Consider the following 10,670-nt stretch of genomic DNA (forward strand, 5'->3'; position numbering starts at 1 on the left):
CAACAGCTGGCTTCCAGACGTGGAAGTCATGCCTGTGGAGGCTCCATGTCAAGTCGCCCTTTTGATAGAAATAGCAACGGAATAAACAAGCGGAAAGAGAATAGTGAGCGGTTTCTAAAGATGTCTACTTGACAGGGTGTAAGGCACCTCTGGCTTCGCGCTCATAGCCCCTGGTTTCGCGCTCATAGCCTCTGGCTTCGCGCTCATAGCCTCTGGTTTCGCGCTCATAGCCTCTGATTTCGCGCTCATAGCCCCTGGTTTCGCGCTCATAGCCTCTGGCTTCGCGCTCATAGCCCCTGGTTTCGCGCTCATAGCCCTGTGCTCCACGCTCATAGATCTGTGTTTCGCGCTCATAGCCCTGAGTTCTGCAATCATATCCAGTTTCACACGAAGTATTTCAAACAAAAAAACAAGTGCTGAGAACTTATTCGTTCTCGGCACTTGTTGCTAGTTCACAATTCGATTTATTCAAATGTATGAATATAATACGCTTCGGTGTGAAGCCACTCTAATGCATCTTGATCATTCGCAGCCCAACGCTTCTCCATGTCTGGAAGCATCCAAATAGTTTGGGAAGCGTGTGCGCGTAACGCCGCAATTTTTTTATCCGCAGCGTCTGCTACATGATGCACCACATGCGGTTCGCCAATTAATTTCACGGTATCATTATCGAAAGCTTTAACATAGACGACCGGTCGTTCATCTGACGGCATCCGTTGAACAGCTTCTAACACAGCAACACCGGTCGCGTTATGATCCGGATGGACAGCTAATGTTGGGTGGAACGTGATGACGAGTGAAGGATTCAATTCATCGATTAAATCTGCCATCATCTTAACCAATTTCTCGGGATCTTCGAATTCAATTGTTTTATCGCGTAAACCCATCATACGTAAATCGGTTAAACCCATCGCGTCACAAGCGTCTACTAATTCCTGCTTCCGGATTTGTGGTAACGTTTCACGGTTGGCGAATGGGGGATTTCCCAAGTTTCGTCCCATTTCACCAAGTGTCAAACAGGCATAAGTAATCGGTACACCCATTTCAACATATGTAGCGATCGTTCCCGCACTGCCGAATGATTCGTCATCGGGGTGAGGGTAAATAACTAATACATGTCGTTCTTTTTGCAACATGTGAAAAACTCCCTTCTTAGTAAGCGAATGGTGTTTCGCTAATTTCAAGCGCTACGGCAAGTTTGCCATCCGATCCAAGTCCCGCCATCAATAAACGATTATGTTCGTCTAGTGTATAATGCGTGATACCTTGCGCATAAATCCAACCACTCGGCATTTTTAGACCTACGCGGTGAGGGGAGTCACCTGTAACTTTCCCAAGTTCATAGCGAATCACAATATTGCGGATAAACGCGCCCGCATTGAAAAAGCCTTCTTGAAAATGGGAAGCATACGATCCATTCGTTGTCTCTAAATGTATGTACACATCTTTAGTAGCAAAAGAGTCCAGTAACTCCTGTAAACGATTCACATCAACGGTTTGCATACTCATCCTCCTTGTATAGTAATAAAGTATATAGAAATTCCTGTTTGAATGCGATTAGATGGCTCGCACAAAAAGCCAGAAAGAGTTTCCTGGCTTTTGCACATAGCGGGTGATTATACTTCAGTTAACGTCACTTTTGGCGTATCGAACTGGCTTTTCGCGCCATGCATTACAGGACCTACATAATCATTGAGCTTCCAGCCGTGTGTGATTGCTGCGGTTACGAATTGCTTTGCTTCGACTACAGCCTCTTTAATCGTCATACCATTTGCCAAGTTCGCAGTGATGGCTGCCGCAAAAGTACAGCCCGCTCCGTGATTATAGTACGTGTCTGCTCTTTCAGCTTCTAATAAAGTGAATGTCTGACCGTCAAAGAATAAATCAACTGCCGCAGGGTGATCCAATTGCTTACCGCCTTTAATTACGACATTACGTGAACCGAGTGCGTGGATTTTCTGTGCAGCTTGTTTCATTTCTTCAATCGTTTTTGGTGTTTTCATGCCAGCCAATTGGCCCGCTTCAAATAAATTCGGAGTAACAATTTCAGCTTTTGGTATTAAATAGCGAATCATTGCATCCGTATTTCCAGGATTTAATACTTCATCTTCGCCTTTACACACCATGACAGGGTCAATAACGACATGGTCTAATCCTGATTCGTCAATCGCTTCGCCAGCCGTTTGAATGATCTCTTCCGTACTTAGCATACCGGTCTTAATCGCATCAATTCCAGTAGATAATGCCGTTTTCACTTGAGCTTTCACGACATCGATTGGCAATGAATAGACACTGTGCTCCCAGTTAGTATCTGGATCCATCGTTACGATCACTGTTACAGCAGTCATACCATACGTACCATGCTCCTGAAACGTCTTCAAATCCGCTTGAATCCCTGCCCCGCCTGACGTATCAGAGCCCGCAATCGTCAAAGTCTTCTTCAATTCCATTACAAAACGTCCCCTTCAATTACCAAATTTTCTTGTTCCTTATTTTATATCACAGATTGTTGAAATACAAACCAATTACGCTTCAGGTGATTTAAACGGTAGCCAATGAAACCTATTAACGTGACGAACGTACAGATAGAAAGTGTGTTTTCTGCTAATTTGTTGATTCCTGCACATTTTAATAGAAAGGATGTGAATGATGAATCAACGTAAAACGGGCGTTCTTAACCTTGCGCTGGCATTATGGTCTTCGTGGAGAAAAACCTATATAGTTCTTATTTTATTATTAGTTGCTGCTCTTATTATTCTCTCGATTATAGGTTTTAATCTAATGAAATTAGGCTCTACTTTTGCTGAACAAAAAGGGGCTTTCTTCGAGCGTGTGCAAGCGTTACAAGAACTGACTACAGCGGAAGCTTACACGAAAGTGCTAGTGGAACGAACGGACAATGAATTATTCGGTCAAAGTATCGGTGTCAACTTTCCAGGTACGAAGCGAAATGTATTGGTCGTGATTCCTGGCTCTATTAAAGCGGGGATTGACCTTGGGAATCTAACAGAAGAAGATTTGGAAATAGATGAATCCGGTAAGAATATCCGTTTAATTTTACCGCATGCTGAATTTTTTGGCGGGGCTGAATTATATTTCGACCAAGTGGAAGTCTATTCAGTAAAAGGATTATTTCGTGGCAAAGCAGATATAAAAGAAGGATACGAACTAGCCAATGAAGCGAAGACATTAATAATAGAAGAAGCGCTAGAACAGGGCGTACTTCAATCAGCTGAAGTTAATGCAGAGAAGACATTAAAAGACATGTTTTCATTTGCGGGCTATACGCTGGAAATCGAATTCAAGGAGTGAATTAGATGAACCCACAATTCTATAATGATTGGGACACCATACTTTCTGATGAGTTTGCCAAACCATATTACCAAACATTGCGTAAGTTTTTACAGTCTGAATACGCTACACATGTGATTTATCCGCAAATGATGGATATGTGGACAGCTTTCAATTTAACACCATACCGAGATGTCAAAGTAGTTATTTTAGGACAGGATCCATACCACGGTCCAAATCAAGGTCATGGTTTAAGTTTTTCTGTGAAGTCGGGCGTTAAGATTCCACCAAGTTTACGTAATATATTTAAAGAACTATCAGCGGATCTCGATATACCGATTCCTGAAAGTGGAATCTTGACAGGATGGGCGAAACAAGGTGTACTATTATTGAATACGGTATTGACGGTTCGTGAAGGTGCACCAGCTTCACACCGAGGGAAAGGTTGGGAGGAGTTTACGGACGTAGTCATCCGTAAACTCTCTATGCGTAGGGAACCGATTGTTTTCATACTATGGGGTCGTCACGCGCAGGAAAAGACAGCATTGATTAACCGTAGAAGACATGTGATTATTGAATCATCACATCCAAGTCCATTTAGTGCATCACGAGGCTTTTTTGGCAGTCGTCCGTTTTCAAAAACGAATGCATATTTGCGTGAATGGGGCGTGCAGCCAATTGATTGGTCGAAAACGTCTGCGGAGTGAGACGATAAATAGAAGGGAAGTGTAGTAATGGCAGTCAATTGTTTTGAATGCATTTACTTCTTTACGACATGGGAACCTCAAAATCCACGAGGGTGTAAGGCATATGGTTTTAAAACTAAAATGTTACCGTCTGTCGTTGTGAAGCAATCGTCAGGTATGGAATGCATGAAGTTTGAACCGAAAAAAGGAGTGAAGTTGCGATGATTTCATCAGAACAAGTGCTTGCGGAAATCGAGCAACAAGTTCATGTAGCGAAGCAAGCGAGTACTGAACAAACGAGAAGAGAAGCAATTTCAGCTGTGCGTTCACTATGTAATGTCGTACTGAACGATCACGCACCAAGTCAACCGGTGCCTGTAGTGCATAGTTCTGTGCAAGCACCTACGCCTGTTACGTTTGGTGAACAACCTTTGCAGGAAGCGGATGCGAACGGAGAATCATTATTTGATTTTTAACGCTGCCACAAAGCGTTCGAAAACCGTTCATTTTGCGTAGTCTTGTTATGATAAAATAGAAGCGATATGTACGTTAGTAGCCGGAAGAAAGAAGGAATTGTCATGCCATTTTTTATTATTGCAGGAGCGATTAACGCAGCGATTGCTGTTGGTTTAGGTGCGTTTGGTGCGCATGCATTGAAAGAGCGTCTGTCAGCACATTATTTAGCTGTTTGGGAAACAGCGGTACAATACCAAATGTTTCATGCAATCGGTCTATTGGCTGTAGGGATTTTAATGAGTAGTGCGTTACTCGGTCCTTCTACACAGTTATCGTGGGCAGGTTATTTATTGCTTATAGGTATCATTGTCTTCTCCGGAAGCTTGTATGCACTCAGCTTATCCGGTATTGGTATATTAGGAGCAATCACGCCAATCGGTGGCGTAGCGTTTATCGCTGGCTGGATTCTATTGATTATCGCAGCTGTTAAATTTGGCCACTGATCCTCATAACGAAAAACCGTTCACGTGCGCGTGAACGGTTTTTTGTGCACTTATGGTGTTTGATCGAAGTAATTTAATTCTTCACCGAACTCGGCGTAATCGAAATAAATCATCGGGAAGAGGAAGCGACGTCCAGTTTTCGCTTCGCTAAGTATGACGTGATCTCGTCCGGCCGCCTCGACCACACCCGCGACAGATTTTGTATTCTTACCAGCCTCTACCGCATGTTCGAATGAAAAATGGAAGACGCCTGGTTTTCCTCTGTTTAATCGTAAGATGTTCTCGATGTATGATTGCTCTCGAAACGGAGGTGTGTTCGGTGTTGCCCCCGTGAAAGCTCCTTGTGGTGGAGCCATTTGCTGTTGGCCGTAGCCGGGATAATAATATTGAACCATTTCAACATCCTTTCTATGTTTGTTGGCTAGGTGGGTAGACTTGTTCGGTAGGAAAGTAAAGCCGTTGTAAAACCCCCTTGCGTCTATCCTATGTGCAAGGGGGGAAGGGTATGAACAAAAGATTTAAAAGGATGTAGAAGTGGATACTTTATAAATTGTCCGGGATTTCCGCTACAGAAAGGGACGCTTTCCGGAGGGCGTGGCTTATGCCGCTTCCCTCGCAAGTGCGTGTGCTCCTAACGCTTCGCTTTTACTCGCAAAAGCCGTACTACGCTACGGCTCTCGCTCAGTCCAGGGTCATAAGGCGCACGCTGATCCTCCCGGAGTCGCCCTTTCTTTCGCTTCAATCCTATAGTTAGAATACAAATAATTTAAGACTTCAACGTAGTTTGCAAGTGACTTAGTGTCTGTTCTTTATTTCTTTAAATTCAAATGAATAGACAAAGTGCAAAGCTGAACATTCCACTCCCTCACTTCAGAAGAAAACACTAGTGAAGCGTAGTGCAAAGCGGCGACTCCCGCGGGCCCGCGGGAACGCGTCCGCCTGGAACGCAGCGTAACGGTATCCTTCCCATTTCCTCATTCTAAGGACAATAAAAAAAGACCACGAACGAATTCGTGGTCTTGCTTATTACACTTCGAAGAACGAAGCGCGCTTGTCTTCTGCTAAAATCGTACCGATGAAGAACGAGCCGAACACGCCATAACGTGCACTCACTTCATCAAAACGCATCTCATATACGAGCTTCTTAAACTGCAACACGTCATCCGAGAACAACGTCACGCCCCACTCGTAATCATCAAAACCGACAGAACCGGAAATGATTTGCTTCACTTTTCCAGCATATGTGCGGCCAATCATACCATGGCTACGCATCAAGCTCTTGCGTTGATCCATATCTAACATATACCAGTTATCTTCGCCTTCGCGCTTCTTGTCCATTGGATAGAAACAAACATATTGGCTACGTGGAAGTTCAGGGTACAGACGTCCGCGAATATATGGATTTTGATATGGGTCTTCATCCGATTCGCCAGCTAAATAATTTGATAGCTCGACTACCGAAACATAAGAGTATGCAGGAATTGTGTAATCTGCAATTGCTAACTTATTGAACTCTGCTTCTAGTTGCTGTATTTCGTCCATTGTTGGGCGTAATGTCATCAGCATGAAATCTGCTTTTTGACCAACGACTGTATAAAAAGCATGACTTCCTGTTTTTGCTTCGTCCGCTTCGTTTAGGCGCTCAAGAAAGCCTAAGAATTCATTAACTGCTGTTTGACGCTCTTCTTTTGAAATCAATTTCCAAGAAGCCCAGTCCATCGATCTAAAATCGTGAAGTACATACCAACCGTCTAATGTAATAGCTGCTTCATTCACTTGAATTCAGTCTCCTTTTAAATAAAAATTCGTTCTACTTCAAGTGTATCATAAACCTACTTTAGACGTTAAGGATAAAGGTGAAACTGTCTAAAGGTATGACGAAATTGTGGAAATGCTAAAGGGCTGTCTGAAAGTTTAGAAATTGCTAGTGAATTATGCAATGATTTCAGGTATGATGAATAGGAAAAACTAACAAAGGGTGGGAATTGCACATGGCAGATCTTTTTGATGGTATCCGAGCAGCGCTAGAAGGTAAAGGAAAAACGATTGTATTGCCTGAAGGGGAAGATGTTAGAATTCTTGAAGCAGCTGTACATCTGAAGCAAGAAGGTATTGTGACACCAGTTTTATTGGGGAATGAAGCAGCTGTTAGAAAAGCAGCGGAAGAAGGCGGTTTCGATATTTCTGAAATTCAGTTAATCGATCCTGCAAGCGCTTCCTACAGTGAAGAACTAGCAGAAAAGTTCGTTGAGCGTCGCGCAGGTAAGGCGACAATTGAGCAAGCGCGCGAGCAAGTGAAAGATGTAAACTATTTCGGTACTATGTTAATCTATACAGGACGTGTAGACGGCCTAGTAAGCGGTGCTGCGCATTCGACAGCAGACACTGTACGTCCGGCTTTACAGATCATTAAGACAAAGCCGGATATTTCAAGAACGAGTGGAGCTTTTATTATGATGAAGGGCGAAGAGCGTATGATTTTTGCGGATTGTGCAATCACAGTAAATCCAACAGCTAAAGAATTAGCTGAAATTGCGGTGGAAAGTACAAAAACAGCAAAAGCATTCGGTATCGATCCACGTGTTGCGATGCTATCATTCTCAACAAAAGGCTCTGCAGTGACGGAAGAAACGGAAAAAGTAGTAGAGGCAGCGAAAATTGCACAAGAATTAGCGCCTGAACTTTTGATTGATGGAGAATTCCAGTTTGACGCGGCGTATGTTCCAAGTGTTGCAGCGAAAAAAGCACCGGAATCCGTTATTAAAGGGGATGCTAACGTCTTTATTTTCCCAACATTAGATGCAGGAAATATCGGTTATAAATTAACGGAGCGCTTAGGTGGCTACGAAGCGATTGGACCGATCTTGCAAGGGTTAAATGGACCCGTTAACGATTTGTCACGCGGCTGTTCTGCAGAAGACGTCTACAAACTTTCCCTCATCACAGCAGCTCAAAGCCTATAACGTAATTCATGTATAGCTGATATACTAGATTGTGAAGCGTCTACATCATGAACAACAATGGGAGAACTAGACATGTCACAAGATAAAATATTATTAAATCAACCAGCTTGGCGTTTCATCGATGAATCGATTACGGCCCGCAGTCGTTCTGCGCTAGAATCGTTTGCGATGGATGATGCGCTCTGTCAACTTGTTGGCCAACAGCAAAGCGTCCCTGTCATTAGGACGTGGGTACATAACCGAACAGTCGTCCTTGGTATTCAAGATCATCGCATGCCTTTTATTCAACAGGCGATCGAAGAAATTGAAGACAAAGGCTATCAAGCAATTGTACGTAATTCTGGCGGCCTCGCGGTTGTGCTCGATAAAGGGGTACTGAATATTTCTTTACTCTTTTCCGAGCAAAAGTCGTCGATTGATATTCCAGTAGGTTATGAAGCGATGCTAGCCTTCGTGAAGTTACTGTTTCCGGAATTAGGAGAACAGATTGAAGCCTATGAAATTGTCGGTTCGTATTGTCCAGGTTCCTATGATTTAAGTGTTGCAGGTAAAAAGTTTGCCGGCATTTCTCAGCGGCGTTTGCGCCAAGGAGTAGCTGTGCAAGTATATTTGTGCATTGAGGGTAGTGGGTCGGAGCGTGCGGAGTTGATTCGCGACGTGTATGAGACAGGTTTGCAGGGACAGCCGACGAAATTCAGCTATCCTGTGATTCGGCCTGATGTCATGGCTTCATTATCGGAGATTATTGGCACACCATTGACGGTCAATGAAGTCGTGATTCGCTTGCAATTGTTGTTGCGCTCTTTAACGGATGATGTTCAACAAGGTGGATTAACCGATGAAGAGCTCGAACTGTACGGCTTTTATTTACAACGTGTCGTCGATCGTAATCAGAAAATGTTATCGTAAAAAAAGAGCTGCCAATCAGTGACTGGTTGGCGGCTCTTTTGATGATACTAGATTACCGTTTTGCTCCATTTTGAATAAGGGGGCTACATGCTCGCTTTCTTCATTGAACGCGATTAATCTGCGTGCCCGGTTCATGATTTGGACGAATTGTTCATAGTCATCTTTCAATGTACGATTCTCTTTTTTCAACTCTTCCAATTCCGCTTCCAACGATTTTAGTTGCTCTGTCGCAGTTTTAGCAGTCTGTCTCCAACGTAGTGCATCTGTATCAGCACCCCCGTTATGATGCATGCGAATCAAATACGCAATAACTGTATCAAGGGATAAAGCTGAAAGAGGGACTTGAATCTTTTCTTGCCCATCCCCATTAGCATCGGGACTGTAGAGCGCCTGATTGCGTCTTTTAAAATCTGTACCTAGCACGCGCAATGTCTGCTTTCTCTCTTTCTTTGCTTCTGATAACTCACCCTCGTATTCTCTTCGTACGACTGCATTCCATCTAAAACCACAAGCAGCAGCTGTTCGATTCAATGCGTCACCCACTTCTTCAAACGCACTCAACTGCGTACTACCTTCTCTCACATGTCGTAACACCGTCTCTGCTAACAACTCATCGTCTGACTCTAACCAAGCGTCTTGTCTAACTTTCACCATCTCCATGCCTCCTGTCTTGTACTCTCTTTCTACTGCCATTATGACCATTCATCGAAACATTTATTCAAAGACTCCTAAAATTCTAGTAAACAAATGTTGTAAATGACGGTATAGCAAGGTGTGAAGCAAGTATGTATTGCGGATTCGTGTAGAGAATACGAAAATCCGTCATAGAGTCTATGTCACCTCTCGTCGTTTTTTGCTATACTGGAAAGAATGAAGGATGAGGTGTAGACATGGCGTACCAAAACGAAAAACTGCCTGAAGAAAAAGTGTTTAAAGATCCAGTGCATCGTTACATACACGTCCGGGACCGCGTGATCTGGGACGTCATCAACACGCGTGAATTTCAGAGATTACGGAGAATCCGCCAACTTGGCACGACCTATCTAGTCTTTCACGGAGCCGAACATAGCCGATTCCAGCACTCGTTAGGCGTTTATGAAATCGTGCGTCGCATCATCGACACGGGCTTTAGTAGCCGCGCCGAATGGGATGAAGATCAAAGACTCGTCACATTATGTGCAGCGTTATTGCACGATTTAGGACACGGTCCGTTTTCCCATGCGTTCGAAAAAGTATTCAATTTAGATCATGAACAATTCACCCAGCAAATTTTATTGGAACAAACAGAGGTCCATGAAGTGCTGAGTCGAGTCGCGCCTGATTTCCCGCAAAAAGTGGCAGATGTCATAGCGAAAACGTATCCTGATAAACTGGTCGTCAGTTTGATCTCCAGCCAAATTGATGCGGATCGAATGGACTATTTGCAGCGAGATGCCTACTATACAGGCGTTTCCTACGGTCATTTTGATATGGAACGTATTTTGCGTGTCATGCGACCGACGGAAGATCAAGTCGTCATCAAAGACAGCGGAATGCATGCGGTAGAGGATTACATCATGAGTCGCTATCAAATGTACTGGCAAGTGTATTTTCATCCGGTGTCGCGCAGTGCAGAAGTGATTTTGATCAAAATTTTGCATCGGGCAAGACATCTATATGAAACGGGCTATTCATTTGCACAAGAACCGATCCATTTTATATCATTTTTTGAAAAAGAATTTCAGTTAAAACAATATATAGCGCTTGATGAAAGTGTGTTATTGATGTATTTCCAGCTGTGGATGGATGAAGCGGATCCAATCTTAGCGGACTTATGTGATCGATTCGTTAATCGACGACTATTCCAGTACGCAGAGTTCGAT

The 10,670-nt window shown here is 43.6% G+C and carries 15 protein-coding genes; 8 read left to right on the forward strand and 7 right to left on the reverse strand.

The features are described 5' to 3' along the window. Window positions 1-114 precede the first annotated feature (114 nt). From ORD22_RS14595 to thiD, 4 genes are all read right to left on the reverse strand, one after another. A complete protein-coding gene (locus ORD22_RS14595; RefSeq protein WP_317646875.1) occupies window positions 115-441 on the reverse strand; it encodes a hypothetical protein in 327 nt (108 codons plus the stop codon). 23 nt (window positions 442-464) lie between these two features. After that, the gene (gene bshB2 / locus ORD22_RS14600) at window positions 465-1,136 is read right to left on the reverse strand and encodes a bacillithiol biosynthesis deacetylase BshB2 (protein ID WP_317646876.1); all 672 of its coding nucleotides are present in this window, start codon (window positions 1,134-1,136) and stop codon (window positions 465-467) included. Window positions 1,137-1,152: 16 nt separating this feature from the next. Then, a complete protein-coding gene (locus ORD22_RS14605; protein WP_317646877.1) occupies window positions 1,153-1,503 on the reverse strand; it encodes a YojF family protein in 351 nt (116 codons plus the stop codon). Window positions 1,504-1,616: 113 nt separating this feature from the next. Further along, window positions 1,617-2,450, reverse strand: a complete 834-nt coding sequence (thiD, locus tag ORD22_RS14610; protein WP_317646878.1) for a bifunctional hydroxymethylpyrimidine kinase/phosphomethylpyrimidine kinase — start codon at window positions 2,448-2,450, stop codon at window positions 1,617-1,619. 199 nt (window positions 2,451-2,649) lie between these two features. Between thiD and ORD22_RS14615 the strand changes: the two genes are divergently transcribed. The 5 genes from ORD22_RS14615 (at window position 2,650) to ORD22_RS14635 (ending at window position 4,936) form a co-directional block, all read left to right on the forward strand. Then, window positions 2,650-3,312, forward strand: a complete 663-nt coding sequence (locus tag ORD22_RS14615) for a DUF4230 domain-containing protein (RefSeq protein ID WP_317646881.1) — start codon at window positions 2,650-2,652, stop codon at window positions 3,310-3,312. Window positions 3,313-3,317: 5 nt separating this feature from the next. Then, window positions 3,318-3,998 (forward strand): uracil-DNA glycosylase, encoded by a 681-nt coding sequence (locus tag ORD22_RS14620; protein ID WP_317646882.1) that lies wholly within the window; start codon window positions 3,318-3,320, stop codon window positions 3,996-3,998. A 27-nt stretch (window positions 3,999-4,025) separates the two neighbouring features. After that, the gene (locus tag ORD22_RS14625) at window positions 4,026-4,202 is read left to right on the forward strand and encodes a uracil-DNA glycosylase (RefSeq protein WP_317646883.1); all 177 of its coding nucleotides are present in this window, start codon (window positions 4,026-4,028) and stop codon (window positions 4,200-4,202) included. After that, window positions 4,199-4,453, forward strand: coding sequence for a YwdI family protein (locus tag ORD22_RS14630; RefSeq protein WP_317646884.1), 255 nt, complete (start codon window positions 4,199-4,201; stop codon window positions 4,451-4,453). The genes ORD22_RS14625 and ORD22_RS14630 overlap by 4 nt, the downstream gene beginning before the upstream one ends. 102 nt (window positions 4,454-4,555) lie before the next feature. Next, entirely contained in the window at window positions 4,556-4,936 is a 381-nt protein-coding gene (locus ORD22_RS14635) for a DUF423 domain-containing protein (RefSeq protein ID WP_317646885.1), read from the forward strand. Window positions 4,937-4,986: 50 nt separating this feature from the next. On the opposite strand, the gene gerQ is transcribed toward ORD22_RS14635, so the two are convergent. After that, window positions 4,987-5,331 (reverse strand): spore coat protein GerQ, encoded by a 345-nt coding sequence (gene gerQ, locus ORD22_RS14640; protein WP_317646886.1) that lies wholly within the window; start codon window positions 5,329-5,331, stop codon window positions 4,987-4,989. A 631-nt stretch (window positions 5,332-5,962) separates the two neighbouring features. Further along, window positions 5,963-6,712, reverse strand: a complete 750-nt coding sequence (gene hemQ / locus ORD22_RS14645; RefSeq protein WP_317646887.1) for a hydrogen peroxide-dependent heme synthase — start codon at window positions 6,710-6,712, stop codon at window positions 5,963-5,965. Between the two features lie 215 nt (window positions 6,713-6,927). Between hemQ and pta the strand changes: the two genes are divergently transcribed. Together pta and lipL are read left to right on the forward strand one after the other, a co-directional pair. Further along, on the forward strand, window positions 6,928-7,899 hold the full coding sequence (gene pta, locus ORD22_RS14650; protein ID WP_317646888.1) for a phosphate acetyltransferase: 972 nt from the start codon (window positions 6,928-6,930) through the stop codon (window positions 7,897-7,899). A 72-nt stretch (window positions 7,900-7,971) separates the two neighbouring features. Then, on the forward strand, window positions 7,972-8,808 hold the full coding sequence (gene lipL / locus ORD22_RS14655) for an octanoyl-[GcvH]:protein N-octanoyltransferase (protein ID WP_317646890.1): 837 nt from the start codon (window positions 7,972-7,974) through the stop codon (window positions 8,806-8,808). Window positions 8,809-8,823: 15 nt separating this feature from the next. Here lipL and ORD22_RS14660 read toward each other — a convergent pair whose 3' ends face one another. Continuing rightward, window positions 8,824-9,462 carry an RsfA family transcriptional regulator gene (locus ORD22_RS14660; protein WP_317646891.1) on the reverse strand — a complete coding sequence of 213 codons (639 nt, stop codon included), beginning with the start codon at window positions 9,460-9,462 and terminating at the stop codon, window positions 8,824-8,826. Between the two features lie 236 nt (window positions 9,463-9,698). Between ORD22_RS14660 and ORD22_RS14665 the strand changes: the two genes are divergently transcribed. Then, window positions 9,699-10,670 (forward strand): HD domain-containing protein (locus tag ORD22_RS14665; protein ID WP_317646892.1); only part of this gene is annotated, 972 nt, incomplete at its 3' end.

This window comes from Sporosarcina sp. GW1-11 (assembly GCF_033088395.1).
Taxonomy (GTDB): Bacteria; Bacillota; Bacilli; order Bacillales_A; family Planococcaceae; genus Sporosarcina.

Coding starts and splice junctions, on each gene's coding strand:
- ORD22_RS14625 (WP_317646883.1), top strand. CDS start 4,026: ATGGCAGTCAATTGTTTTGAATGCATTTACTTCTTTACGACATGGGAA.
- lipL (WP_317646890.1), top strand. CDS start 7,972: ATGTCACAAGATAAAATATTATTAAATCAACCAGCTTGGCGTTTCATC.
- thiD (WP_317646878.1), bottom strand. CDS start 2,450: ATGGAATTGAAGAAGACTTTGACGATTGCGGGCTCTGATACGTCAGGC.
- ORD22_RS14660 (WP_317646891.1), bottom strand. CDS start 9,462: ATGGTGAAAGTTAGACAAGACGCTTGGTTAGAGTCAGACGATGAGTTG.
- ORD22_RS14630 (WP_317646884.1), top strand. CDS start 4,199: ATGATTTCATCAGAACAAGTGCTTGCGGAAATCGAGCAACAAGTTCAT.
- ORD22_RS14635 (WP_317646885.1), top strand. CDS start 4,556: ATGCCATTTTTTATTATTGCAGGAGCGATTAACGCAGCGATTGCTGTT.
- gerQ (WP_317646886.1), bottom strand. CDS start 5,331: ATGGTTCAATATTATTATCCCGGCTACGGCCAACAGCAAATGGCTCCA.
- pta (WP_317646888.1), top strand. CDS start 6,928: ATGGCAGATCTTTTTGATGGTATCCGAGCAGCGCTAGAAGGTAAAGGA.
- bshB2 (WP_317646876.1), bottom strand. CDS start 1,136: ATGTTGCAAAAAGAACGACATGTATTAGTTATTTACCCTCACCCCGAT.
- ORD22_RS14615 (WP_317646881.1), top strand. CDS start 2,650: ATGAATCAACGTAAAACGGGCGTTCTTAACCTTGCGCTGGCATTATGG.
- ORD22_RS14620 (WP_317646882.1), top strand. CDS start 3,318: ATGAACCCACAATTCTATAATGATTGGGACACCATACTTTCTGATGAG.
- ORD22_RS14605 (WP_317646877.1), bottom strand. CDS start 1,503: ATGCAAACCGTTGATGTGAATCGTTTACAGGAGTTACTGGACTCTTTT.